This window comes from Winogradskyella sp., assembly GCF_003712105.1.
Lineage (GTDB): Bacteria > Bacteroidota > Bacteroidia > Flavobacteriales > Flavobacteriaceae > Winogradskyella.
In genome coordinates, this window is sequence record NZ_RHLG01000001.1 from 44,947 (window position 1) to 71,904 (window position 26,958).

Here is a 26,958-nt window from a genome sequence, read left to right on the forward strand (position 1 = left end):
TCAAAATGAAAGTACTATTTAATCTATTAAGTCTATTTCTATTAGTAAACTTAACTTTTGCTCAACAAAAAATAGTTCCAAAAACGGAGAACTCTAAAACTATAGTTTCCACTGGAAAAACGAATTCAACTTATTATAACCTTTCAAAATATAAACCTGTTACAGTTACTGTTGAAGGTCCTGGCGAGCTTATCATTTATAACAGAACTGTTGTAACAACTAATAGAACACAATCCATTCCGTTTATTTTGAAATATAATGTCGATGGAAAACAAATACGAACTCAAAAAATTCCTAAGAAGCAAAAATCGAAACGTTCTAGATTAAAGAATAACACAGATAAAGCTACAACTAAAGCACATAAGATTAAAATTAAAGTTCCTGATGGAAAACACAGCTATTCGTTTTACAGACAAACCACAAAACAGCAAGTTTTATCAAGGTTTGCATTTGTAAAAAATACCAAATTAACTTGGAATGAACTAAAATCAAACTCCGCAAAACAGGTGCTACTTAAAGATGTCAAGCGCAATAAAGAAGTGACTTATTTTCAGATTAGTAAAAAAGAAGCTTTTGCATTTAAGACTGATAAAAACACTAACAACGTGCGATTGTTTTTCCGAGCAAACTTTGATTATAAAATGTTAGAAGATTGTGTAAATCGACTACAAATAAAAATTGATGGAAAGCCTACCGTTTTTAAGATTGTAAGTAAAAAATCTTCCAGGCTTGAGAACTTAACTCATCCTAAATTAATACCTGGTGCACTAGAGAAAATCTATATAGATATTCCTCTAAATGGTGTTCATAATATAGAAGTCTCATTAAAGGACGAGGATACCACAGCACTTATCAGAGTATTTGCAACAGCTACTAACCTACTTAACACAAACATCAATGAAAAATTTGCTTTCTCTTATTAGTTTAAGTAGCATCTTACTGTGCCATGCTCAAATAGAGACCAGTGCAACTATTGAAACCAATACTGGTTTTGAACATAATATTTTTAAATTCCCAAATACTTATGTAGATAGTGACGGTAATACCATAACGGGTAGTGACGCACTTGCAAGTAGTTTCTACCAAAGATTTTATGCGCGATTAGCTGCAAAACGCACTTGGCGAAAATCGGAATTAAGCCTATCATTTAGCCCACAAGCTCGAGTGTATTATTCCGAATCGGACGCAAGCTATTCGGAATTCTTTACAAAGCTTCAATATGATTATGACTTAAGAGAACACACCAAATTAAGAACAGCCATTTGGTATAGATTAAAAGATAGAGAAGGTTTAAATGCTGATGCCAGTGATTTAGCATTTCCGTTAGGCTATACCCATTATGGCATTTACTCGAGATTAGATTTTAGATTGCATGAAAATAACCGTTCGCAATTAAGGATAAGCTTCAACTCTAAAAACTATGATGCTACCCAGACTTCAGAATTATCCTATAATGCCTTTGCTGGGAAGTACGCTTTTAAAAATATTTTCAAACGTCGAATGGGTTATCATCATTATGGTTTTGAGCTGAATTATAACACTAAAGCCTTTACTAGGATACAAAACTCAGGAACCGATAATTTTACATGGCAAGATGCTAGTGTTCAATTATTTTACAAATATCCAATTAGCAAACCTATAGACATTAAAGCTATGCTAGCTTATAAAATAAGAAAAGACAATAATGACGATGCTTTCTCTTTTAAGGAAATAAGCCCGGCTTTACATTTGAGGTATAACACCAAATCATGGGATGCTAATTTTACCACAAGTTATACGCTTAGAAATTATGACACTATCGAAGCTACAAATTCTAATGATGAGTTTTTAGGTGAGCTTGAATACAAATACATTCGCTTTAACTTGAATATCGAAAAAGAAATCAATGATAAATGGACTGTGTTTCTTAATGGAAATTTCACAAATAGAAACTCAAACAGAACCAACATCAACTCCGTTTTCTTTAGAAGCTATGATTATAGTGATGTGTCTTTGGGTGTAAAATTTAGGTTTTGATTACTTAAACCTCTTCAGAGTCTCTTTTGTGAAATCACTTAATACTAAACGCCCACTTATTTGAGCGCGTTCGGCTAACAAATTATCCCAGTCTTCTGTTCCTTTCCAAAACATTTGCTTCATTTCTTTCATGGCCTCTGTATTGTAATTACAGAGGTTTTCTGCAAACGCTTTAACAGCATCATCAAGGTCTTCTGTCGATTCAAAAACTTGTGTGAATAAGCCTTTTTGTTTTGCCCATTCGGCAGGATAAAAACTATTAGCATCAATAGCAATTTGAGACATTCCGCTTAATCCAAGTTTACGCTCAACTGCTGGACCAACTACAAATGGCCCAATACCAACATTAAGCTCACTTAACTTTATTGCGGCAAATTTTGTAGCCATACAATAATCAGTTGCCGAAGCTAAGCCAACTCCACCACCAACAGTTTTACCTTGAACGCGTCCAATAATAAACTTTGGACACTTGCGCATCGCATTAATCACATTAGCAAACCCTGAAAAGAACACACGACCAGTTTCAGCGTCATTAATATTAATCAATTCTTTAAAACTAGCCCCAGCACAAAAGGTTCTATCGCCTCCACTTTTTAAAACAATAACTTTTATATCATCGTTGTTCCCAGCATCAGTTATAGTTTGTGCCAATTCTGCTAAAATATGTCCTGGTAGTGAATTATGTGCAGGGTGAAAAAATTCTATATATCCTACACCATTTTCAATGGTTTGCTTTACGTAAGGTTGTGTCATGTTTACTTTCCGCGAAAGCGGTAATCTTATTAAATAATATTCAATTTATAATTCTTCATACAAATCCTTCCAATAAGGATTTGATTTTTCTATTAGTTCTATCTTCCAAGCTCTATTCCATTTTTTCATTCTCTTTTCTCTTAATTTGGTTTCATCTTCAGTGTCAGACTCTTCAAAATAAACTAATTTGTCCAAATTATATCTTGCTGAAAATGTCTTTAGATGAGCTTTATTTTTATGTTGATATATTCTTGCTTTTAATCGTTTAGTTTTTCCTATGTATAAAACACCATCCCTTTTGTTTGTGATGATATATATGCAGTGTCACATATTCTAGAACTTAATCTTAGATTCCCACTTTCGTGGGAACTTTGAACAATTCGATCTGTTATAACAGATCGAATTGTTCAAAGTGATGATTCAGATGTTTTCTTTCCATCAAATACCACTCGTATCTATTCAATTCACCAAATACCATATTAGATAATGTCGCATCTGGGTTGTCTTTAAAAAAATCTAAATATTTTTGACGTTGAGATTTAAAACTTTCAACAGCTGTGACAAAATCGGGATGCTTAAGTTCATCTAAAGTATCTTTTTCCAGTAAAGGAAATTGACTGTTTTTTGGAAACTTTCTGTAATTATATAGACTGTTCTTAACTTTTTCTAAAATCTTTTCTGGTGTAGAGATTTCAAAATCCTGAATTTCTCCTGCAGCAATTTTATACGTATACTCTAAATGCTCTAGCATATGTTGTGGCGTCATAATTCCCCATAAAGGTTTTGCATCTTCAGAAAGTTTAGCTAAACATTCATCAATCTTATCATCATTTATTTCAACAAAAGTTTCTTGCTTTTTCTGCACCATTGTTAACACCGTTGCCAATGCCACTAATTCATCGTCGGCATCAAAAATTTCGGCAAACCATTTTACAATACCGCTAGGATGTTCAGCAGAGGCCACATCTCTATCTACTTTTTGCTTACATGTTAATCGCACATAAATGGTATCGTTGTGATAAAGAGGCCGTAAAAATCGGCATTCTTCTAATCCATAATTTGCAGACACAGGGCCTTTATTTGGATACACGAATAATCCCGCAGCAGCAGATATTATGAAATAGCCATGAGCAGTGCGCTTTTCGAAAATACTACCATCTAAAGACGTAATATCTGTATGTGCATAAAAATGGTCCCATGTAAGATTCGAGAAATTAATAATATCCGAATCTGTTATAGTACGTTTGTGCGTCTTCATTGACATTCCTGGCTGAATATCTTCCCAATGGTATTTAAATGGATGCTGCTCTGCTTCCTTATATTTTGCCTTCTGCTGATAAATGCCTGTGATTTCGGTAATAGTTGTAGGTGAACCTTGAATTGCCGTACGCTGTAAGTAATGTTTAATCCCGCGCATGCCTCCCATTTCTTCACCACCACCAGCACGTCCTGGACCACCATGAACCAAATATGGTAATGGCGAACCATGACCTGTACTTTCTTTTGCCATTTCACGATTAATAACCAAAATACGCCCATGATGACTTGCAGCATTGACTACGTATTCTGATGCAATTTTATCATCGAACGTTGCTATTGAAGACACTAATGAGCCTTTACCCATTTGTGCCAATTGTACAGCCTCATCCAAACTCTTATAGGGCATAATTGTACTTACTGGCCCAAAAGCTTCTCGTTCGTGAATAACAGTATTTTTGAAAGGATGGTCTGCTCGTAATAAAATAGGACTTATAAATGCACCTTTTTTAGCGTCAGCTCCGATAGTTTCTATTTTATCTAAATCTCCATATACAATTTGAGCTTCTTTAGCCAAATCGTTAACCGAATCTTTAACAGCCTGTACTTGTTGACGACTCACTAATGCGCCCATTCTAACCTCTTTTAAACGAGGATCACCAATCGTAACTTTATCAAGTGCTTTCCCTAATGCAATTTGTACATCTTCAACTAAATTATCAGGGACTATGATTCGTCTAATGGCTGTACATTTCTGACCAGCTTTGACAGTCATTTCTTTTCTGACTTCCTTGATAAACAAATCAAATTCTGGTGTACCAGGAACAGCATCTTCTCCTAAAATTGATGCGTTTAAAGAATCTGCTTCCATTGTAAATGGTACAGATTCTTGTATTAATCTTGGGTGTGCTTTTAATAATCTACCTGTTTGAGCAGAACCCGTAAATGTTACTACATCTTGAGATTCAACAGTGTCTAAAATTGATTTTACCGTTCCGTTAATAATTTGCAATGCACCTTCTGGCAGTATACCCGAATCGATAATAGTTCTCGCAACAGCTTCTGCTAAATATGATGATGAAGGCGCAGGTAAAACCACAGCTGGCATTCCTGCCATCCAATTCACAGCGCATTTTTCTAGCATTCCCCAAACTGGAAAATTAAAGGCATTAATATGAACGGCAACGCCTTTTTTTGGCACCATAATATGATGTGCCATAAAACGTCCGCCACGAGATAAATCTACAGGGTCACCTTCTACATGAAACGGTTGATTTGGGAACAACTTTCTTAATGAGGCATTTGCAAATAAGTTACCAAAACCTCCTTCAATATCTATCCAACTATCCACTTTAGTTGCTCCTGTTCTATAACTTAAATCATAAAAAGCATCCTTACGTTTTGTAAGATATAATGCCAATTTCTTAAGCATATTACCTCGTTCTTGAAAGGTCATTTTCCGAAGTTGTTCTCCGCCTTTAGTTCGTCCGTAATGTAGTATTTCAGGAATATCTAATCCTTCTATGGCAACACTTGTGAAAGCTTCGCCAGTGATTGCATCATGAACTGGTGTTCCATCTTCTGTACCTGTTGTCCATTGTCCTTGGACGTAATGTTGTATTTTTTCCATAACCATGCCTGCGAAAGCAGTTATCTTATTAATAATTTCTTCTAAATCTTCTTGTGCCTAAATTCCAATTCAAACTTAAATCCGACCAACTTGGATTCATCTCTTCAATCAACTTAATTTTCTCATCTCTTTTCCACTTTTTAAACCGAACTTCTCAAATTAATGCTTCATCTGCATTTTCTAACTCTTCAAAATAAACTAATTTATCACAATTATATCTTGCAGTAAAAGCTTTAGGATATACTTTTAGTTTATGCTCTTTAACTCTTTCATCAATATTATCGGTTAAACCAATATAAATTACGCCGTTAGCCTTATTTGTCATTATATAGACATACCAAGTTTCATTCACTTTTATAAAGAGATTCCTGCCTTCGCAGGAATTTATGCCATTATTCTTAAAATTCTTCCTGTAATTTTCCCTTCAATAGATTTGACATAACCATCTACAATTTTATGCATTGGTACAGGTGTATTTCCCGGGAAATAATCTTTATATTTTTCAAATGAGTCTTCTACCAAATCTGAGCATACTACATTAATACGCTTTCCATCTTCTAATTCTAGAGCAACTGCTTTTGCAAAACTATTAATTGCACCATTCACTAATGCAGCACTTGTTGTCATATTAACAGGATCATCTGCTAATATCCCAGTGGATAGAGTGATTGAGCCACCTGAATTTAAATAATCCTTACCTATTCTTACGACATTTACCTGACCCATCATTTTACTCTTAATACCAATGGAAAAATCCTCCTCAGAGAGATTGTCTAATTTATCCCATTTAGCATCACCAGCAATTGCTACTATAGCATCAATACTGCCAACATTTTCAAACATTGACTTAATAGATTGAGCATCTGTAAAATCGACAGTAACATTTCCGGAATTTCGACCTGCTACGAGTACTTCATGTTTTTGGGCTAAGCGCTCGCTTACTTTTTTGCCGATGGTACCGTTTCCGCCTATGACTAATATTTTCATTTCTAATGCTCTCCTTTAGTTATTTTTAAAGTTAGATTAACACCCCGAAAGTCCCCTCAAGGGGACAAAATTCAACTTAATATTCTAATCTATAAATTAGTGTTTTCTAAAATTGCAGCATAACCTTGTCCTACCCCTATACACATTGTGACTAATGCGTACTTTTTATTCTGCTCATGTAATTCTAATGCTGCTGAATATGCAATTCTTGCACCGGTTACACCTAATGGATGACCAATAGCAATAGATCCTCCATTTGGGTTTAATCTTGGGTCATCATCTGCCAATCCCCAAGCTCGAGTACATGCTAAAGCCTGTGCTGCGAATGCTTCGTTAAGCTCAATCACATCTATATCACCCATGGTTAAACCTGCTTTTTCTAATGCTTTATTTGAAGCTCGCACAGGTCCAATTCCCATAATTCTCGGCTCTACACCTACAACTGCTGAACTTACAATTCTTGCTAGTGGTTTTAGGTTATATTTTTTTATTGCATCTTCTGATGCAATTATAGTTGCAGCGGCGCCATCATTTAAACCAGAGGCATTTCCGGCAGTGACACTGCCACCTTCTTTTTTAAATGCTGTTCTTAATTTTCCTAAAACTTCTAATGATGTATTTGGTTTGACAAATTCATCTTTAGAAAATTGAATAGGGTCTCTTTTACGTTGAGGGATTTCGACAGTTACAATTTCTTTTGCCAAACGCCCATTCTGTTGCGCTTTTGATGCTTTCATTTGACTCCAGTAGGCAAACTTATCTTGGTCTTCTCGAGATATGTTATACTTCTCTACTAAGTTCTCAGCTGTCATTCCCATTCCATCTGTACCATACATCTCATGCATTTTTGGATTGATAAATCGCCATCCAAAACTAGAGTCGTACATTTTAGAATCATTTCCAAAAGCACTTGACGGTTTAGCAATCACATACGGTCCGCGAGTCATGTTTTCTACGCCACCCGAAATAAATACCTCACCATCACCAGCTTTAATAGCGCGATTTGCATGTATAATTGCAGATAATCCTGAGCTACATAGTCTATTTACTGTTTCACCAGGCACCGTGAATGGTAATCCAGCTAGTAACGAGGCCATACGTGCCACATTTCGATTGTCTTCTCCGGCTTGATTAGCACAACCCATAATGACATCATCATATGCCTCTTTTGGAATGTTTGGATTTCGTTTTACAATTTCTGAAATCACTAATGCTCCTAAATCATCTGTTCGAACGGCTGATAAGGTTCCTTTATAATTTCCTATTGGTGTACGAACACCATCTATAATATATGCTTCTTTCATTTGTATGAGATAGATGTATTGAATTCGAATTTACCTCTTAAACGCTTTCGAAATAACTTTAACTAATTCTTTATTATCTTTTTTAAACATATCCGTATCTCTTACGGAGTACTTACGTTTCATTAATATTCGATTTGTGTTAGATTCAACAAGAATAAGATAGAAATCATAAAAATATTCAGGCATACGGTTATCATAAAGCACAACATTGCCATTTTTAGTAGTTGGCTGAGACATTTCATAATCTCCGGCTAACACAACGCATATAGCATTAAAATCAGAATTATTGAACTTTAAGTCTAATTCATCAAAAGACGTAATACTTTTTGGAAGGCTTGCATTTCTCTTATATCGGAAAACATTATTATTGTCGCTTTTATTCAATCGCTTATCAAGTTTTTTAAATAACGACCTGTAATTGTCTTCTAAAGAGAAGTTTCCTCCGGTATACCAAAGAATTTTTTTAGGCATTTTAAAATCTGGACTAGTATACTTTTCTACTAATTGAATTCTTCTTGAAACTTTCTCTTTTTTATTTTGCGCAAATCCTATTGTACACGTAAATACAAGAGTAAAAATTATAATTTTTTTCATTCCCATTCTTTATTTGTTCTATATACCACACCTTTAAATAGTGCTACTAATTGATTATTACGTTTAACTTCGACTATATTAAATCCTAATTTATTGTTTACTTTTTCGATAATACATTCTGCTACTAAATAATCGCCTTCATTTAATGCTTCAATATGATTTATACTTGTTTCTATAGATACGGCATACTTACCATGCGTATTTGATGTAAACCCGAATGCTGTATCGGCTAATGTATAACTAATACCGCCGTGTGCATAATTCATACTATTAAGCATTTCTCTACGAATAGTCATTCCTATTTTAACACGACCTACCTGAGACTCTATGATCTCAATTCCCATCCAAGAGCTAAATGCATCTTGACTCAACATTTTGTATGGAATGTCTTCTCCTTTCATGTTCACTTCCCACGAAATAGGGAATTTTATTTTGAGAGCCCTTTCGACTGCACTTCGACATCGCTCAGTGACCACGCTCAAGGTGACATCTCTATTATATTTATAATCTAATTAAAAAATGTTCTACCTTCTTTATTCATTTTACGAAGCAAAGGACTGCAACGGTATCTATCTTCATGATATTCATTATATAAATCATCAAGCAAATCTACACACCAAACAATACCTTTTTCATCTGCCCAAGCCAATAAGCCTTTTGGATAATTTACACCTTTGGTCATGGCATTGTCAATATCTTCAGCAGAGGCAATATTTAAAAACAAGGCATCTGCAGCTTCGTTAATTAACATAACTAAAACACGATTGAAAATCTGTTCAGCTAAAGCTTTGTCTTCTTTTGGCTTAGGTTTGACTGCATCATCAGAGTAGTCATAATAGCCTTTTCCAGATTTTCTACCCAAGTAACCTGCTTCTGCAAAGCGCTTTTGTGTGAATGCTGGTTTGTATCTTGGATCGAAATAAAATGCTGTAAACACGGTTTCTGTAACTGTATAGTTGATGTCGTTCCCAATAAAGTCCATGAGTTCAAATGGTCCCATTCTGAAACCGCCAAGTGTTTTTAAGCTCCAGTCTATGGTCGCAAAATCTGCGATACCTTCTTCGTAAATACGTAGTGATTCTCCATAAAATGGTCGAGCAACGCGATTAACAATAAATCCAGGTGTATCCTTAGCTACAGCAACGACTTTGTTCCAATCTGAAATGATCTTCACTGAACGCTCCAAAATCTCATGAGATGTTTGAATTGAAGGAATTACCTCGACCAATTTCATTAATGGCGCTGGATTGAAAAAATGAATACCAATACAACGTTCAGGTTTTTGCAAGGATGCGGCAATAGATGCAATTGATAAACTAGAGGTATTTGACGCTATAATGCAATCATCAGAAACATAACTTTCAAGCTCAGTAAATACGTTTTGTTTAATCTCAAGATTTTCGATGATGGCTTCGATTGTAAGATTTGAATCTCTCAAATCATTTAAGCTATCAACATAGGTTATATTGGATTGAATTCGGGTTTTTTCTCTAGTATCAATTTTTCCTTTTTGAATTAGACGATTCAATATTTTGTCGAGACTTGCCTTTGCTTTATCTAAAGCAGCTTGATTTGTATCGTATAATTTAACTGTACAACCAGCAGTAGCAGCAACTTGCGCTATACCACTACCCATTGTTCCAGAACCTATAATTCCTACGTTCATATTTATATATTAAAACGGTAGATTTTTTACATCTACATTTCCGCCAGATAAAATAATTCCGACGTTTTTATTTTTGAATTCTTCTTTATTCTTTAATACTGCAGCAAAAGGAACAGCACATGAAGGCTCAATAATTATTTTCATTCGTTCCCAAATGATTTGCATTGCTTTTATAATTTCATCTTCCTCAACACGAATAATTTTCTCAACATATTTTTTTATAATTGGAAAATTACGGTCGCCTAAATGAGTTCTTAACCCATCTGCGACGGTATGAAAGCTATCGTTAGTTTCTATTTTACCAGAAATTAAAGATCGATATGCATCATCTGCTTCCATGGGCTCGCCACCTATAACTTTACATTTTTTAGAAAAATTATGTACAGCTAAGGCTGTTCCTGCAATTAATCCGCCACCGCCAACTGGTGTTAAAATTACATCTAATTCTGGACATTCTTCAAGTAATTCTATCGCCGCTGTACTGTTACCATAGATTACCTCATCTTGATTTGACGGATGCAAGAAAGAGGCACCTTTTTCTTCCTTTATTTTATTTGCAGTTGCTTCTCTTGCTTGAGGTGTAGATTCGCATTCTATAATCTCACCTTTATATGTTTTTACACCATTCTTTTTTACTTGTGGCGCATTTTCTGGCATCACAATATAAGCCTTGACATCTAATTTCTGGGCAGCTAGTGATACCGCTTGTGCAAAGTTTCCTGATGAGTGTGTTACGACGCCTCGATTTCTTTCTTCTTCAGATAAAGACAATATAGCATTAGCTGCACCGCGCATTTTAAAGGCACCCATTTTCTGGAAGTTTTCACATTTAAATACAATATCGGCGCCAACCATTTTATTAATTAAGCTAGAACTTAAAACTGGTGTTTTATGAATAAAGGGTTTTATTCGATCGTGAACTTCTATGAGGGTAGTTTTATCCAAATTAATTTCCTTTAAAATTTGGTTTACGTTTTTCTATAAATGCTGCAACACCTTCTGCATAGTCATTACTACTTGCGGCTTCTATTTGCAATTTAGACTCCAGAGCTAACTGATCTTCTAAAGTATTCGTCATTGATTGATTAAACAATTCTTTAATAAAACCTAATGCCATAGTAGGCATGTGAGCAAGTTTAATAGCTAGTTGATGTATAGTTTCTTCGAATTCTTCGAATGACACCGATTTATATATCATTCCCATTTTTTCTGCTTCTTCAGCCGAAACTTTATCACCTAACATTGCCAATGCTTGTGCTTTCTGAAAACCTATTAAACGTGGTAAAAAGAAGGTACCAGCACTATCTGGTACCAAACCAATTAAACTAAACGCCTGAATAAAACTCACCTTTTCATGAGCCACTACTATATCGCATGCCAAAGCAATATTAGCTCCTGCACCTGCGGCAACACCATTGACTGCAGCAATAATAGGCTTCTTAATTGCCCGTAATCTTGTTATTATTGGATTATAGTGTTCTTCAAGTATCTTTTTAAATCCCGGATTCAACTCTGGAGATGTAACCTCTTTTAAATCTTGACCCGCACAAAACGCTTTACCATTCCCTGTTAGCACAATTGCTCTGACTTCATCGTTAGATTCACAATCATCTAATATTGATTGTAGCCGTAACGCCATTTCGCGATTGAAGCTATTAAATACTTCAGGTCTATTAAGTGTTATATACGCTACCTTATTTTCTATTGTTAATTCTATTGAATTCATATCTTTTTATTTCTTTCTGTTCATTTTTGTCATGACACAAAAACCCTTCGACTGCGCTCAGGGTAAACCAAGCCAAAAAAAGTCAAATTGAAAATCAAAAATAAAATCTAAATTCAGTCCAAGGCTTCCTGAATTCTTAACGATTTGATTTTTATATTCTGCATTTCAACATTTATTTCAATGCTTCGCATTGATAATATCTATAAGCGAAGCGGTCTATTCTCTATTTTCTATTTAAGACATTTAAAATAATCAAATGGCTCATGACAATCTTCACATTGAAATTGTGCTTTACAAGCTGTTGAACCAAATTGACTTACTAATCGTGTATTTTTAGAACCACAATTGGTACATTTTACGAGTTTTTTTCCATCAAGCAATACTGCCTTGTCGGCTTCAGATTCTAAAGGTGCTGCAATACCATAATCTTCTAGTGCTTTTCGACCTCTAGATGTAATCCAATCCGTAGTCCAAGCAGGAAACAATATAAGATCAACTTCTGCACTATAACCTGCCACATGCAACGCTGCTTTAATATCATCACCAATAACATCCATAGCAGGACAACCACTATATGTTGGTGTAATTTCGACTTTAACCTTATTATTTATGATTACAGCAGAACGTACAACTCCCATATCCATTATTGATAACACTGGAATCTCAGGGTCTGACACCTTTTCTAAGATTGGTATTAATCTCTTATCAATATTTTGTTCTGTTGCTGTCATTCTATTTAAACCCCTCAACTGCACTTCGACTTCGCTCAGTGACCACGCTTAAGGTGACATCTATTTTTAATTAATGAGATACTGAAACACGTTCAGCATAACAAATCAAGAACTTGCTACCATTCCATATTTGGATAGGTTCTTTGCATGTATTGTAAATCGGCTAGCAAATAACCTAAATGCTCAGTATGGATGCCTATTTTACCACCTTTTTGAAACCATTTCGATTCTGGAGTGTTTAATCTTGCTTTATTTAACAGCTCGCCAACTGATTTATAATAGTTGTCTTTTAGTTTAGTAACATCAACTCCGACACCATCTTCAACCATAACCTTATCAGCTTCAGTTTGATGAAATAATTCATCTGTGTACGTCCATAAGTCATTTATTGCTTCTTGCATCTTCTGATTGCTTTCTTCGGTTCCGTCACCTAATCGCTTTACCCAATCTGAAGAAAAGCGTTCATGATAACTCACTTCTTTAATACATTTATTAGCTATTGCAGAAAGTGTCAAATCTGAACTTTTTTGCAGCTCGTTAAGAAAAGAGAAATGGTATACATCAAATAAAAAATGTCGCGCAATTGTATATGCAAAATTTGTATTTGGCTGCTCTGCTAATAAAACATTTTTATACTCGCGCTCTTTGCGAAGCATTGCAATATCATCTTCTGTTCTGCCATCACCAGCAATTTTTGCCGCATATTGAAAATAGCTGCGTACTTGCCCGAATAAATCTAGTGAGATGTTTGTACAGGCAATATCAGTTTCTAAAGTTGGTCCATGGCCGCAAAGCTCACCCATTCGCTGTCCTAGAATAAGACTATTGTCGGCAATGCCAAGTATATAATTATATAAATTTTCGTTTTTCATGTTTACTTTCCACGAAAGTGGAAATCCTTTTAATTAAACATTCACTTAATTTTTTGAGTTTCCCATTTTCATGGGAAACGTAAATTGAAAAAATTCAATTTACATATGTTTTACTTCGTCTGGTAAATCGTAAAATGTTGGGTGACGATATACTTTATCTTGGGCGGGTTCAAATAATTCGCCATTATTTTCAGGATTAGAGGCTGTAATATGCTTTGATTCTACAACCCAAATACTTACACCTTCGTTTCGTCTTGTATAAACATCACGAGCATTCTCTAGTGCCATTTCAGCATCTGATGCATGAAGACTACCACAATGTCTGTGCTCTAATCCATTTTTACTTCTTACGAAGATTTCCCAAAGTGGCCAGTTTTTTGTTGACATAATTTTAGCGCCTGCTTAAGCAGGATATCTTATTAATTAAATTTTTTTATATTATTTAAACTGCTTGTTTTTGCTTTCTTTCTTCTTTCTTTTCTGCATGAGCCATTGCTGCATCTCTAACCCATTGACCACGTTCCCATGCGCCAACTCTTGCTTTCATTCTAGCTTTGTTCATAGGTCCATGACCCTTAACCACTTGCCAAAATTCATCCCAATCAATTTCTCCAAAATCATAGCTTCCTCGCTCTTCATTCCATTTTAAATCTGGGTCGGGTACTGTTAATCCTATTAAGTCTGCTTGAGGCACTGTTTGGTCTATGAACTGTTGACGTAACTCGTCATTAGTTTTACGTTTAAGTTTCCATTTCATAGATTGTGCAGTATGCACTGACTTATCATCTGTCGGCCCAAGCATCATTAGACTTGGCCACCACCAACGATTTAATGCATCTTGAGCCATTTCTTTTTGCTCAGGTGTACCATTTGCCAACTTAATCATGATCTCATAGCCTTGACGTTGGTGGAAACTTTCCTCCTTACATACACGAATCATAGCTCTTGCATAAGGTCCATATGAGGTATTACATAAAGGTACTTGATTGATAATGGCTGCACCATCTACTAACCAACCAATAGCTCCCATATCTGCCCAAGTTAAGGTAGGATAATTGAAGATACTCGAGTATTTAGCCTTACCGGTATGTAATTGCTCATACATTTGGTCCCGTGAAATACCAAGAGTTTCCGTCGCAGAATACAAGTATAAACCATGACCTGCTTCATCTTGAACCTTAGCCAGTAGTGCTACCTTACGCCTAAGTGAAGGTGCTCTTGTAATCCAGTTTCCTTCGGGAAGCATTCCTATTATTTCAGAATGCGCATGCTGAGACATTTGTCTTATATGCGTCTGACGATACTTTTCGGGCATCCAATCTTTAGGTTCAATTTTTTCGTCGCGGGCTATACGGGCTTCGAATTCTTTTTCTAGGTTTTTAATTTGATCTTCACTCATAATCTTTAACTTTTTCTCTTTTTCAATATATCATTGGATTCCTGCATGCCGCAGGAATGACAAATCATTTGATTTACACATCAAAATCAACCACTACCTTATCCGTTGTAGGTACGGCTTGACAACTTAGTACCAAATTTTGCGACACTTCTTTGTCATCAAGTGCATAATTAATCATCATTTCAACTTGGCCTTCTTTGACTTCGCACTTACACGTACTGCACACTCCACCTTTACATGCAAATGGTAAATCGGCTCCTGCACCTAAAGCGGCATCTAATATGTTATTATACTCTTTGGTCATGGTAAATAAGAATTCTTTTCCTCCATCTACTATAACCACTTCAGTACCTTCTAAATTTTGCTTTGATAAGCGTTCCGCACGTTTAATGTCTTCTTCTGACAAACCCGTTACAAACAACTCGTAATGAATCAACTCCTTGGGCAAACCCGCATTCACCAAATAATCGCTAACGAAATTTATCATTTGCTCCGGCCCACATAAAAAGACGTCGTTAGTATCTGGGATATCGATAAACGTCTTGGTTAGTATTTCCATTTTCTCATCGTCAAAACGACCATTAAATAACTCAATATCTCGTCGTTCTTTAGTTAAGAAATAATAAATCTCGAGCCTCCCAAAATATGTATTGCGTAACTGCTCTAGCACTTCTTTAAAGATAATGGATTTAGCAGTTTTATTTACATAAAATAATTTACAGGTTGAGTTTGGCTCAACTGATAAATGTGCTTTTATCATCGATAATATTGGCGTAATTCCGCTGCCTGCAGCAAAAAATAGATAGTTCTTAGAGGCTTCTGGGTTTACTTCAATACCAAAATGACCACTTGGTGCCATCACTTCCATTATATCTCCAACAGTTACAGACTGATTAATAAAGGTTGAAAATTTTCCGCCAGGAATCTCTTTTACAGCTACTTGCCACTTTCCGTCATTTGGGCCCGAGCACAATGAATATGAACGACGCACATCTTCCCCATCAATATCAGCTTTAAGGGTTAAATGTTGTCCTTGCCTAAAACTAAACTCTTGTTTTAATTCTTCAGGAATATTAAAAGTCACTACAGATGTATCCGAAGTTTCTTTATAAATATCTTCAACTTTTAAATCGTGAAATTCTGCCATATCTTATATAAAACACAAACTAACAATTGTTAGTTTGCTCCACAAAGATATGAAATTTAATTCGGATTTAAATATTGATACCTTCTATTAGAATCAGAGAGAGTGCATTAGACAATTCTTCTTGGTTAATTGCCCCTTTTTTAGGTATCCATAGATATAATGAGCGTAAAGTAGATAACATAGAAAACATTAACACATCAGGATTTATTTGCTTAATTTCATTATTATCGATCCCCTTATTTATGACAGACAAAAAGTTTGATTCATAGTTCTGTCTTAATTCTAAATAATAATCTAGTTTATTTTCAAGATGCATCCAGTCAGAATTTAATGCTGCGAGACCATCTGCATTGTCTATTGCTATCCTTACATGAAGACCAATAATTTGTTTTAATCGCTCAATTGTATTAGCATCGTTGCGGATAATTTCGTTCATACCTTGGGTAAACTCTTCAGCAATAGCAATGATAATTTCCTGTAAAATCGTTTGCTTCGAGGTAATATGATTGTAAAGACTAGCAGCCTTAATCCCCATTTCGGCAGCTAAATCTCTCATAGTAACTGCACTATAACCCTTATCTTTAAAGAGCTTAGCAGCTACTCTAATTATTTCTTCCTTACGTGTTTCGGTTTTTGTACTCAAAGCTTAAAATCTATAATCTGTAAATCTTTGGAACTTGTAATTGGTTTGGCGTTGTATTTTAACGTCCACCCGAGTGAATTGGTAAGAATCAGAAATTTTGAAAGCTCACTAATTAATCTGTTTTGCGCATTAGATTTTAACTCTGACGCTTCAATCTTTTTCATTAGTGATGCCTTAACTGTGTTTTTAATTTCGTTATAGTCATTAGCCTCGAACTGATTTAAGAAATCTTCCTGTATATCATAGTATTCAAAATCTGGGCTGATTTTTATTTCTTCTTCCGGAATCTTTAAAATTTCTAAGGTTTTACTAACCTCATCTATTTTATAGTTAATCTTACTTAAGTCGTAACCTACCGTAACATCTGCATTTACTATTACAATAGCTTGCTTTTTTGCTTCTAATAAATCGGCGAAAATCGCTTTTGAATTTTTATAGGTAAACACTTCACTAAAGTGACCTTCCGTTACAACTAACTTCCCAACATTGTTAATCTGCTCTTGTATAAGCGCAGCATTTTCTTTTAAAGTAATTGTGCTTTCTTCTTTATCACCACAATATTTAAAAGTGAATAAAACAATAAGGGTTATTATAACTCCAAATAGAATTTTGCGCATGCCCGAATTTAACTATGTTTCTATAATTAACAAAATCCACATTAGTTGCAACGTTGAAATTGCAACTAATTTGCAATTCGTCTAGGAATATTACTGTATAGCTTTTTACTAAAAATTTATCATAAAATGATTGTATATTTATACTCTAGCTGTTAATTAATCCAAACCGTATAAATGGTCAGATTTTTGTCTTTTCTGTCACTTATATTTATATCCTATTTTGTTCAAGCTCAGAAGACTACATTAATTCAAAATGTAAACTTTAGAGCCAAAGAATTAAAGCATCATTTATCTGAAGATCTAGACAGCCTTATCCTTAAGGGCGAACGCACAATTTACACCGTTAACATCTTTAGTAAAGACTACGATACTTCAGTAACAGTATACGACAAGGAAGTTTCAATACCTCTTTATGACTTAGGCATAGGACGATATGTAGTTGAAGTTATGTTATATGATAAACGCATCATTATTACACTATTTAGAAATGAATCTTACGTGGTTCCTTTACCAGACGAGGAACAGCTTTTAACTATTGCGGAAGACAATGCAGAGCCCAACCTTAACTTAGAGGAATTAGAAATTAATAATAGAGCAACGCCCAAATATTTTAATAACCGTAGTATAAGTGATTTACTCAATTACAGAAGACCAAAAAAAGAAAAGGTTGTCGTTAAGAAAAAGAAGAAAGTTGCTAAGTACAATTTTTGGGTTATAAACATTGTAAATAGTAGTCAGTCTTCAAGAGTTACAAGGAAAATGGCTACATTAAAAGAGGTTGAGCGTTTAATTGAATTAAACCAGTTAGAGATAAAAACTTTTAAGGGACAATCTAATGTCCTTGTAATATGGCAAGTTTATGATTCTAACAAGTTTTTAAGGCAACTAAATAATGATGAGCGTTATCTAAAAACAGATTCACCATATTTTAATAAGACGCCTTACTATACTACAGATAGTTATGGCTTAGCACTAAAAAGCCGTTAAATTAGAAAACACTTCTAATACTTTTTATTTAAGATTTTCATCTTTTTTATAATCTACTTACTTAGTCCTCATTTTTTGCAGTACATCGATTGTTGGAGCGTTTTGTCTAATAATTAAGTAAATAGTCTTAATTATTATTTGGCAAGAAATTTGTGTAAGTACCTTTGTATCAATTAATCACCCAATCCATATACTCAAATAGAAAAATTCTATTTGTTAAACAAACCTACTATTATGAAAACTATTTTTTTTAGTATAGTTCTGTGTATGACCCTATGTCTTCAGGGTCAGAATTCTACATTGCTACAAAATATTAATCCTAGGGCAAAAGAACTTAAGCACAGTCTTAATACAACAGGTGATAGCATTTTATTATCATCTGATAAAATGATTTACAAAGTGGATATTTTTAACTCTGAATATGAAAAGAGTTTCTCTGGTAACAAATATCAATTAAAAATACCATTGCATGATATCCCTTTAGGTAGATTTGTAGTCTTAGCTAAGCTTGATGCTAAACTTATTGCTATTAGCTTATTAAGAAACAGACCTTACGAAGAACCTAGGCAAGCGCTAACAATGTCTCGCCCAAGTATTGAATCAAATCCTGGTAAAAGCTCTATTCAACCCGTAAAAATTAAAAAGGCAATTAAAGGGTATTGGATTGTAAAAATCATTAATGGTAGGCTAGGTTCTAAAAGAATTCGACAAATGGCAAATAAGGCAGAGGTTGAAAAGTTTATTTCAGTTAATGAAAAAGAGCAAAATACTAGGTCTGGACAACATAATAAACTAACTGTTTGGGAAGTGTATAATGTAGATGAGTTTAAAAAAGAAATTCACTCAAACAAAGATTATACAAAAAGCATATCTTCTGTAAACTTCAATGTCATACCATATTACGATACTACAGTTGGAAGAACAAGCGCATTATAGATCATAATTACGCCAATAGAACTTTACTTTTTTAACTCTAGCTTTTCTGCAAAGTAATCGCAAAAATCCTTCATTGTTGCTGTCATTTTTTCATCTTGAGTTGCTCTCAAAAAGGTATCACTCATTGTCACCAGAGTTTGATGAAAAAACTTCTTCATTTCATCCACTGGCATATCTTTGGTCCATAAATCTATACGCAATGTTTCTTGAACCTTACTATCCCAAACAGATAACATAATCGCCTTGGCTTCTTCATTTTGGATACCGCCATCTTGGGCTGTCCAACTCAATTTTTCTGGCACCCGATTTTCGTCAAGTTCAACATTTAATTCAATCTTAGATTTTATAGTGTTACTCATTATAGCTTAGGTTTGTATTTTGATTTATTAAAAATGACATCTGCTTCCGTTCTCATAATTTCGATGATATCTGCTTCCGTTCTATCTGCATAAGCTCTTACAATTTGCCAGCCAATAAACTGACCCAATCTACCAGGAGATTCGTTGTCTAGCTCTAAATAGAATTTCGAAAAAGGTGCTGGCGTAGTAAACCGTGAAAAAAGTTTTGGATCCGTACTAAAAAGTAATTCTTTCTCCACAAAATAACTCCATATCATAGGCTCGTTCTCTTGAGCCCATTTAATATCATTAGTTGAATATCCAATTCGGTCCTCTACAGAAGAATTAGGTATCATAATATCCTTAAAGTATAAGAGCTTACCATGATAAATAATTTCATCCAAAAATGTCTTTCGTTGATTCTGATATGCATAACGCATTGCATACTTACCACACACATCTGGTATAATTTGAGCGGAAGTCATATTCTCGGCAAAATATCTAGGCGTATTTTGATAAAACTCATGTGTTTCGCCCAAATAATTTGTAAGATTTATAATCAATAAATCGGATTCCAATACAAGTTTAGTTCTATAATCTACGAAATCTGTAACCGTAATTACACGTGGAATTGTAAATCCTTTATCGTAGTACTTAAGGTGCTGAAAAAGATTTCTTAACCCATCTTCTTGGGGTGTAAAATTTTGATACTCTTTATTAACCTCAGCAAACATTTGTTTCTGCAAATCATCATTAACGCGATTAATCCATACAGAATCGGACACTTCTTTAGGAAATAAAAATGGGTAATTATTTTTTAATTGCCCTAAGTTTGTCGCATCAACTTTTGAAAACTCGCTATCAAAACGTTCGGCTTTAAAACTAATATCAACTTCTGCAATTTCTTTTTGCAGCTTTGATTCTTCATTGCAGTTGTAAAGCAGCAGAAATAAGGCAAAACATGGAAAAAAATTAAGTTTCACTTTCATTATATAAAATTTTCAAACCTAAAATCAATGCATTATTTTTGTTGCAAAGGTACACTTCTTACCCCAAAAACTCTAGAATAATGCAAACAGAAAAAGTAATAGATTATATTGTCAATTGGTTAACAGAATATGCTAATAACGCTAAAGTAAATGGATTTGTTGTTGGTGTTTCTGGTGGTATTGATTCGGCAGTTACGTCTACTCTTTGTGCAAAAACTGGCCTAGATGTATTGTGTATAGAAATGCCTATTCACCAAGCTGAAAGCCATGTCTCTAGAGCCCATGAACATATAGCACAATTAAAAGAACGCTTTAGCAATGTAAGTGACACTAGAGTTGATTTAACTCCTGTTTTTGAAGAGTTTAAAACCGAAGTAAGTTTGGATGGTAAACAGGCTACTGTAGATATGGCGTTGGCCAATACAAGGGCTAGGCTTCGAATGACTACCTTATACTATCATGCTGGTTTATTAGGACGATTAGTAGCAGGTACCGGCAACAAAGTTGAAGATTTCGGTGTTGGTTTTTACACAAAATATGGTGATGGTGGTGTGGATTTAAGTCCAATTGCAGATTTATTAAAATCTGAAGTTTATGCTATTGGAGAAGCTCTTAAGGTTCCAGATTCTATAATGAAAGCAGCGCCAAGCGATGGCCTTTTTGGTGATGCTAGAAGTGATGAAGATCAAATTGGAGCATCTTATCCAGAACTTGAATGGGCGATGCAAATGCAGGATGAAGGTAAAACTGAAGATGATTTTGAAGGAAGACAAAAAGACGTATTCAGAATATACATGAGCTACAATAGAAGAAATCAGCACAAAATGATTCCTATACCAATTTGCGAAATTCCTAAAAATTTAAAGTAAATATTAATTTATTTATAATTTTTTTAAAAAATAGCTACATTTTTTCTCAATATATCAATTGATTTCTTATTTTTGTGTAAGAAGGATTAATTATTCCCCATAACTAGCTAAAGACTTAAACTTTGAAAAACTAAAAAAACTAGCCATGGCTAAAATTTTGTTGGTTGACAGCCATCCTGTTGTTCGGGAAGGTCTGAAACACACCCTAACCAATCACACAGAATATGAAGTCATCGGAAGCTTAAGTAGTGGCGTTGAAATCTTTGAATTTATCAGAGAAAATGATGTTGACATTATAGTTTCTGAGATTGACTTACCCGAACTAAATGGAATTACAGCTCTTAGAGCTATTAAAAAAGAGCATAAGTCCATTAGAATACTTATGTTTAGCCATCAACCAGAAGAAATCTATGCCATTAGCACCTTAAAAGCAGGTGCATCTGGATATCTCTCAAAAAATGCGGGTACAGATAAAATTATTGATGCTCTTGACTCAATACGACAAGGCAAAGTGTATCTAAGTGAAAAAATGGATAAACACCATCGGTATACGGATACTGCAAAAAGCAAAGCTCGGTTATTCAAAAAATTATCTACACGTGAAGTCGAAGTACTTAAACTTTTATCTATTGGCAAGAAGAATAAGCATATTGCAGAAGAATTAGATATTAACGAAAAAACGGTAAGTACGTACAAAGCACGTCTTTTTAAAAAACTAAATGTGGATAATATTGTAGACTTACTGCATCAGGCTAAGCATCATGATTTGACTTAACCGCCAATAACTTTACCGAGTTTTCTGGACAATAACATTTTAAGACCAAGATAGTCTTTTACGTCTTCCATTATGCTCTTACTATCCACGTTTTCGTGTTGCGTTTCATTTTTAAAAACAGCTACTTTTTGATCTATTAAAAAACAACGTAAGCTCAAAATGGTTTGATTAACCAATTGCGGTATGGTATGTTCTTTACCTTTAGGAATTATGTTATTTCGTTCCCAATCATGCAAAGCATATTTCTCATCATCCATTAATATACCTGTAATCATTGGTGCAATTTCAGGGTTAAGCTCTTGCATAAAGGTTTTTGTCGAAAACGTTTCGTTTTGGTTAAGCTTATCGATAATTGAATAGTATAATAGTTTAAAATCTTGATTACTGAATTGCATTTCGTCTTCTTGCAAGTCTAAATAAATCTTCTCAAAGACTTTTGCTTCATGAATAACAGGTTCTAAAATTAAATCTCCTGATACTTCATCTTCTTTTAAAACTAAATCTTCAAAATTCTCAGTTTTATCACCATAAAGCAGTAAAATTTCAATAATCTTTCGCTCTAACTCATATTGAATATCAACTTTTTTGACACTTTTAGGTTCAGACTTTATAACATCAAAAGCTTTCTGCTCTTGCTTATACTTTTTGTTTATGTCCTGAAACTCCTTCTTATTAATTTGTGCTAGCGTACTAAACAAAACAGACTCACTTATATCCATAATACGAGCGCACTCCTGTATGTATACTTCTTTCTTAATCTGATCTGGAATCTTGGCAATACTATTTACAATATCCCGAATGGTTTCTGCCTTTTTAATAGGATCGTTTTTAGTGTCTTCAAATAAGAGCGAAGCTTTAAACTGAATAAAATCTTTAGAATTGTTATCAAGGAATTCCGTTAACTCAGATAAGGAATTATTCTTTGCGAAACTATCAGGATCTTCACCGTCTGGAAACGAGCAAACGCGGACGTTCATGCCTTGTTCTAAAATTAAATCTATACCACGAATAGAAGCGCGCATACCGGCCGCATCACCATCAAATAATACTGTAATATTATTAGTGAGACGTTTTATTAATCGAATTTGTTCTGAAGTTAATGCAGTACCAGAAGAAGACACCACATTCTGTATACCGCGCTGGTAAAACTGAATAACATCGGTGTAACCTTCTACTAAATAGCAATTATCTTCTTTAGCTATGGCTTGTTTTGCAAAGTAAAGCCCATATAGTACTTTACTTTTATGGTAAATTTCACTTTCTGGTGAATTAAGGTATTTTGCAGCTTTTTTATCATTACCTAAAATTCTTCCTCCAAATCCTAGTACACGGCCACTCATGCTATGTATAGGAAACATTACTCGACCTTTAAACCTATCGAAATGCTTTTCAGGCTTTACTATTGTTAATCCTGTACCTTCGAGAAATTCAATTTTATAACCGTCTTTTAAAGCTTCGTCAGTAAAAGCTTGCCACTCATCTAACGCATATCCTAATTGAAACTTCTTTATAGTCTCATCTGTAAAACCTCGTTCTTTAAAATAACTAAGTCCTATAGATTTGCCTTGATCTGTCTTGTGTAATATTCTCTGAAAATACGTATTGGCGTAATCACTTACTAGATATAAACTTTCTCTAGTATTTGCCTTTTCTTTCTCCTCATCTGTACGCTCAGTTTCTTCAACTTCAATATTGTACTTTTTGGCCAAATACTTAATTGCTTCGGGATACGTAAAATGTTCATGCTCCATTAAAAAGGTAACTGCATTTCCACCTTTTCCAGTGGAAAAATCTTTCCAGATTTGTTTTACTGGAGACACCATAAAACTTGGTGTACGCTCGTCACTAAAAGGGCTGAGACCCTTAAAATTACTACCTGCTTTTTTCAATTGCACAAAATCGCCAATAACTTCCTCAACTCGGGCAGTTTCAAAAACTTGTGCTATCGTATTTTGTGAAATCAATGGTGTAATGTAATGGAAACGTAAATCTACTAAAAATATAGAATTTAGTCACTAGCAAAACACTAAAGCATTTTAAGTGTATTTACTTCTTGCTGGGTTAAATGCTTCCAATGACCACGAGGAATGTCTTTTTTGGTAAGATGCGCTATTGCAACACAATCAATTTTTACGAGGTCGTAACGAAGTTCGTCAAAAATGGTTCTTAGAATTGTGTTGCCCGTATTTTTAATTTTAATACCAACTTTATTTTTAGATTCTCCTTCGATATAGCTTATATCTTCAACTGAAATTAGTTTTCCTTTAACTTTAAAACCTTCTTTTATCTTTTTTAAGTCTTCGAATTTGAGGTTTTTATCCAATTCTAATTGAAATAATCGAGCAACCCCATTTTTAGAGTTGGTAAACTTCTGCATGATTTCGTCATCATTAGTAAACAACAAAAGCCCTAACGAGTTACGACCTAAACGCCCGATTGGTTTTATTCTAGCACTTGTAGAATTAGCTACTAAATCCATTACGGTTCTGCCTTTACCTTCTGCTGTGGTAGTAGCAAACCCTTTAGGTTTATTTAGTAACACATAGGTTTTAGGCTCAGGATTAATTCTGCGGCCATCAAATTTTACTTCGTCAGTTGACTTAACCTTATAACCCATTTCGGTAATGACCTTGCCGTTAACTGTCACTAAACCAATAGCAATATTTTCGTCAGCTTCACGACGTGAACACATACCAGAATTGGCAATGTATTTATTTAATCTAATATCGCCAGAATTTGTTTTTTTTGATGGTTGAGATTTACCCTTAACATTTCTGGTGTTATTTCTTGACGGTTTTCCTTTGCTATGACCTTGATTCCTACTCATGCTCTAATTTTTTGCAAAGGTAAGAGAATACTTTACATGTACTACTTTATTTCTATGGTAGATTGTCGATCTCTATTAACAACAAGCTTGGTAACATCTGGTCTTGAATAATGACCAACTGGGTCAAAATTTTGACGTTCTTCAAAAACGCGTTTAAAATCGATAGATTGAATGATTAAACCTTCTTTGTGTAATACAGGAGCAACAATCCATTCGCCATCTGGTCCAGCAATACAACTACCACCATTTGCTAAAGTATCTGGAGCATCTTTTAAAATCTTATCAAAAAATGGTGTGTCGTCAGGAAAATCAGTCTTAGACATTAAACTAGATACCGAAACTACAAACGAACGAGATTCTCTAGCAATAAATCGAGTAATATCTTTTGTGTTATGATCACTTCCTGGCCAAACAGCAATATGTAGATTTTCTCCTAAACCATAAAGTGCAGCTCTAGGCAAAGGCATCCAGTTTTCCCAACAATTAAGGCCACCAACGGTAAACGCTTTTAGTGGATGTACTTGCAATCCATTTCCATCTCCTGGAGCCCATGTTAATCGTTCATCGTATGTAGGTTGAAGTTTTCTGTGTACAGACTGTATTTCTCCATTTTCGTTGATGTAAACCAAAGATGCATATATGCTATGGCCACCACGATCTAAAGGACGTTCCATAATACCCAAATACACTGCCATTTTGTGTGCTTTGGCAAGTTCACAGACACTATCTAATTCCCCTTTTTCTATACAAATTGAATTAGACACATAATGCGCATGAATGGCTTTATTGCTATCGGTATTCCACTCTGCTCCACCAGCTAAGGCTAACCAAAATGGATATCCTGGTAATAAGGCTTCACCAAAGACAATGAGTTCAACATCTTCATTAGAGGCTTCAACTATTGCATTTTCAATCTTTATTAGTGTCGCTTTTTTATCTAGCCATACTGGTGCAATTTGAGCCATTGCTATTTTTAAACTTGTGTCCATTTATAATCTATTTAATAATATAGAACTATCTATTAAAACTATTGAAAACACGCCTGCAACAATAATGAGCTTTAGAATGTTATGCAATAATAGATAATGTGTTTTTTTATTTGACTTCCAGAGTATAAGTAGAAATACTAGTAATAACATTACACTAGCATAAAAGAAATAATACATATGCCCAATTCTAAAATAGAATATTAATAAAAAGGCAGATATACACGTAATTATTACGGCTCCGATTAACAAATATTTTGCTGTTTTTTCGCCATAAACCACTGGTATCGTTCTGTAGTTAAGTGCTAAATCTCCTTTTAAATTCTCTAAATCCTTAGTTAGTTCACGCATAGAAACAAGCATAAAAAGATACAAGGCATGCATAAATACGACCAATTCAAAATTTCTATAATAAATGAAGATTGCAAAAAAAGGAGTTACCGTTAGTATGGCCGAAACTAAATTGCCAGTAATAGGAAGTTTTTTGAGCTTATGTGAGTAAAACCAAATGGCAAAAATATATATTGAAAAAAACAGTACTGCTCTAAATGACACATAACTAGCACATATTATTGCCAAAAAATTAAGCACAAAATAAATAGACAATTTTGTGTTCTGACTCACCAAGCGGTCGAGCATTGTTTTTCTAGGTCTATTAATTAAATCCTTTTCAGAATCATAAAAATTATTAATGATGTAACCTGAAGCTATAGTTGCTGAAGATGCTAAAACTAACATCAACAAACTTACATCTAGAAGCACGTCTTTAACATGCAAATATGGAGCAAAAATATAGATAGATGCTAGATACTGAGCAATAATAACCACTAGGATATTATAACCTCTAACGACAGAAAAAAGACTAAAAATCTTAAGAAGAAAGTGTTTTTGTGTTCTGGAGAACATGAA

General features: G+C 34.4%; 30 protein-coding genes. 6 read left to right on the forward strand and 24 right to left on the reverse strand.

What is annotated here, in order from left to right; all coding sequences use genetic code 11:
* The first annotated feature begins 5 nt into the window (after nt 1–5).
* The gene (locus ED556_RS00215; RefSeq protein ID WP_296318501.1) at nt 6–923 is read left to right on the forward strand and encodes a hypothetical protein; all 918 of its coding nucleotides are present in this window, start codon (nt 6–8) and stop codon (nt 921–923) included.
* On the forward strand, nt 898–2,016 hold the full coding sequence (locus ED556_RS00220) for a hypothetical protein (protein ID WP_296318503.1): 1,119 nt from the start codon (nt 898–900) through the stop codon (nt 2,014–2,016). The genes ED556_RS00215 and ED556_RS00220 overlap by 26 nt, the downstream gene beginning before the upstream one ends.
* Here ED556_RS00220 and ED556_RS00225 read toward each other — a convergent pair whose 3' ends face one another.
* The 18 genes from ED556_RS00225 to ED556_RS00310 all read right to left on the reverse strand — a co-directional run bounded on the left by ED556_RS00225 (nt 2,017) and on the right by ED556_RS00310 (nt 17,342).
* Nucleotides 2,017–2,769, reverse strand: a complete 753-nt coding sequence (locus tag ED556_RS00225; protein WP_296318505.1) for an enoyl-CoA hydratase/isomerase family protein — start codon at nt 2,767–2,769, stop codon at nt 2,017–2,019.
* A 45-nt stretch (nt 2,770–2,814) separates the two neighbouring features.
* A complete protein-coding gene (locus ED556_RS00230; RefSeq protein WP_296319791.1) occupies nt 2,815–3,087 on the reverse strand; it encodes a GIY-YIG nuclease family protein in 273 nt (90 codons plus the stop codon).
* A 70-nt stretch (nt 3,088–3,157) separates the two neighbouring features.
* Nucleotides 3,158–5,656: a phenylacetic acid degradation bifunctional protein PaaZ gene (gene paaZ / locus ED556_RS00235; RefSeq protein ID WP_296318507.1), complete on the reverse strand. Its 2,499-nt coding sequence runs from the start codon at nt 5,654–5,656 to the stop codon at nt 3,158–3,160.
* A 154-nt stretch (nt 5,657–5,810) separates the two neighbouring features.
* Nucleotides 5,811–6,008, reverse strand: coding sequence for a GIY-YIG nuclease family protein (locus ED556_RS14620; protein WP_366663733.1), 198 nt, complete (start codon nt 6,006–6,008; stop codon nt 5,811–5,813).
* Nucleotides 6,009–6,040: 32 nt separating this feature from the next.
* Nucleotides 6,041–6,643: a short chain dehydrogenase gene (locus ED556_RS00245; RefSeq protein ID WP_296318509.1), complete on the reverse strand. Its 603-nt coding sequence runs from the start codon at nt 6,641–6,643 to the stop codon at nt 6,041–6,043.
* A gap of 89 nt (nt 6,644–6,732) precedes the next feature.
* On the reverse strand, nt 6,733–7,947 hold the full coding sequence (gene pcaF / locus ED556_RS00250; RefSeq protein ID WP_296318510.1) for a 3-oxoadipyl-CoA thiolase: 1,215 nt from the start codon (nt 7,945–7,947) through the stop codon (nt 6,733–6,735).
* 30 nt (nt 7,948–7,977) lie between these two features.
* The gene (locus ED556_RS00255) at nt 7,978–8,541 is read right to left on the reverse strand and encodes a hypothetical protein (protein WP_296318511.1); all 564 of its coding nucleotides are present in this window, start codon (nt 8,539–8,541) and stop codon (nt 7,978–7,980) included.
* The gene (locus ED556_RS00260) at nt 8,538–8,942 is read right to left on the reverse strand and encodes a hotdog fold thioesterase (protein WP_296318513.1); all 405 of its coding nucleotides are present in this window, start codon (nt 8,940–8,942) and stop codon (nt 8,538–8,540) included. Before ED556_RS00260 ends, ED556_RS00255 begins: the two co-directional genes overlap by 4 nt.
* A 107-nt stretch (nt 8,943–9,049) precedes the next feature.
* The gene (locus ED556_RS00265) at nt 9,050–10,207 is read right to left on the reverse strand and encodes a 3-hydroxyacyl-CoA dehydrogenase NAD-binding domain-containing protein (protein WP_296318517.1); all 1,158 of its coding nucleotides are present in this window, start codon (nt 10,205–10,207) and stop codon (nt 9,050–9,052) included.
* A gap of 9 nt (nt 10,208–10,216) precedes the next feature.
* Nucleotides 10,217–11,152 carry a pyridoxal-phosphate dependent enzyme gene (locus tag ED556_RS00270; RefSeq protein ID WP_296318518.1) on the reverse strand — a complete coding sequence of 312 codons (936 nt, stop codon included), beginning with the start codon at nt 11,150–11,152 and terminating at the stop codon, nt 10,217–10,219.
* Nucleotide 11,153: 1 nt separating this feature from the next.
* On the reverse strand, nt 11,154–11,933 hold the full coding sequence (locus ED556_RS00275) for an enoyl-CoA hydratase-related protein (protein ID WP_296318520.1): 780 nt from the start codon (nt 11,931–11,933) through the stop codon (nt 11,154–11,156).
* Between the two features lie 230 nt (nt 11,934–12,163).
* Complete coding sequence (paaD, locus tag ED556_RS00280) at nt 12,164–12,664, reverse strand: 1,2-phenylacetyl-CoA epoxidase subunit PaaD (protein ID WP_296318522.1); 501 nt, start codon at nt 12,662–12,664, stop codon at nt 12,164–12,166.
* Between the two features lie 116 nt (nt 12,665–12,780).
* Nucleotides 12,781–13,536: a 1,2-phenylacetyl-CoA epoxidase subunit PaaC gene (paaC, locus tag ED556_RS00285; protein ID WP_296318524.1), complete on the reverse strand. Its 756-nt coding sequence runs from the start codon at nt 13,534–13,536 to the stop codon at nt 12,781–12,783.
* A gap of 99 nt (nt 13,537–13,635) precedes the next feature.
* Entirely contained in the window at nt 13,636–13,923 is a 288-nt protein-coding gene (gene paaB, locus ED556_RS00290) for a 1,2-phenylacetyl-CoA epoxidase subunit PaaB (RefSeq protein ID WP_296318526.1), read from the reverse strand.
* Between the two features lie 55 nt (nt 13,924–13,978).
* A complete protein-coding gene (gene paaA / locus ED556_RS00295) occupies nt 13,979–14,935 on the reverse strand; it encodes a 1,2-phenylacetyl-CoA epoxidase subunit PaaA (RefSeq protein ID WP_296318528.1) in 957 nt (318 codons plus the stop codon).
* 73 nt (nt 14,936–15,008) lie between these two features.
* Nucleotides 15,009–16,082 (reverse strand): FAD-binding oxidoreductase, encoded by a 1,074-nt coding sequence (locus ED556_RS00300; protein ID WP_296318530.1) that lies wholly within the window; start codon nt 16,080–16,082, stop codon nt 15,009–15,011.
* Between the two features lie 67 nt (nt 16,083–16,149).
* A complete protein-coding gene (locus ED556_RS00305; protein ID WP_296318532.1) occupies nt 16,150–16,725 on the reverse strand; it encodes a TetR/AcrR family transcriptional regulator in 576 nt (191 codons plus the stop codon).
* Entirely contained in the window at nt 16,722–17,342 is a 621-nt protein-coding gene (locus ED556_RS00310) for a DUF4230 domain-containing protein (RefSeq protein WP_296318534.1), read from the reverse strand. The genes ED556_RS00305 and ED556_RS00310 overlap by 4 nt, the downstream gene beginning before the upstream one ends.
* 174 nt (nt 17,343–17,516) lie before the next feature.
* Here ED556_RS00310 and ED556_RS00315 point away from each other — a divergent pair, with 174 nt between their 5' ends.
* Together ED556_RS00315 and ED556_RS00320 are read left to right on the forward strand one after the other, a co-directional pair.
* A complete protein-coding gene (locus ED556_RS00315; protein WP_296318536.1) occupies nt 17,517–18,329 on the forward strand; it encodes a hypothetical protein in 813 nt (270 codons plus the stop codon).
* Between the two features lie 234 nt (nt 18,330–18,563).
* The gene (locus ED556_RS00320; protein WP_296318539.1) at nt 18,564–19,265 is read left to right on the forward strand and encodes a hypothetical protein; all 702 of its coding nucleotides are present in this window, start codon (nt 18,564–18,566) and stop codon (nt 19,263–19,265) included.
* Between the two features lie 23 nt (nt 19,266–19,288).
* Here the strand turns inward: ED556_RS00320 and gldC are convergent, their stop codons facing one another.
* On the reverse strand, nt 19,289–19,624 hold the full coding sequence (gene gldC / locus ED556_RS00325) for a gliding motility protein GldC (protein WP_296318540.1): 336 nt from the start codon (nt 19,622–19,624) through the stop codon (nt 19,289–19,291).
* Nucleotides 19,624–20,592, reverse strand: a complete 969-nt coding sequence (gldB, locus tag ED556_RS00330) for a gliding motility lipoprotein GldB (protein WP_296318541.1) — start codon at nt 20,590–20,592, stop codon at nt 19,624–19,626. The genes gldC and gldB overlap by 1 nt, the downstream gene beginning before the upstream one ends.
* Before the next feature lie 80 nt (nt 20,593–20,672).
* Here gldB and nadE point away from each other — a divergent pair, with 80 nt between their 5' ends.
* Nucleotides 20,673–21,461, forward strand: a complete 789-nt coding sequence (gene nadE / locus ED556_RS00335) for an NAD(+) synthase (protein WP_296318542.1) — start codon at nt 20,673–20,675, stop codon at nt 21,459–21,461.
* A 145-nt stretch (nt 21,462–21,606) separates the two neighbouring features.
* Nucleotides 21,607–22,236 (forward strand): response regulator transcription factor, encoded by a 630-nt coding sequence (locus tag ED556_RS00340; protein ID WP_296318543.1) that lies wholly within the window; start codon nt 21,607–21,609, stop codon nt 22,234–22,236.
* Here the strand turns inward: ED556_RS00340 and dnaG are convergent.
* From dnaG to ED556_RS00360, 4 genes are all read right to left on the reverse strand, one after another.
* A complete protein-coding gene (gene dnaG, locus ED556_RS00345) occupies nt 22,233–24,200 on the reverse strand; it encodes a DNA primase (protein WP_296318544.1) in 1,968 nt (655 codons plus the stop codon). The two genes, ED556_RS00340 and dnaG, sit on opposite strands and share 4 nt — an antisense overlap.
* A 62-nt stretch (nt 24,201–24,262) precedes the next feature.
* Nucleotides 24,263–25,063 (reverse strand): pseudouridine synthase, encoded by an 801-nt coding sequence (locus ED556_RS00350; RefSeq protein ID WP_296318545.1) that lies wholly within the window; start codon nt 25,061–25,063, stop codon nt 24,263–24,265.
* 41 nt (nt 25,064–25,104) lie between these two features.
* Entirely contained in the window at nt 25,105–26,052 is a 948-nt protein-coding gene (locus ED556_RS00355) for a carbon-nitrogen hydrolase family protein (protein ID WP_296318546.1), read from the reverse strand.
* Nucleotides 26,053–26,955, reverse strand: a complete 903-nt coding sequence (locus ED556_RS00360; protein ID WP_296318547.1) for a geranylgeranylglycerol-phosphate geranylgeranyltransferase — start codon at nt 26,953–26,955, stop codon at nt 26,053–26,055.
* Nucleotides 26,956–26,958: the final 3 nt, after the last annotated feature.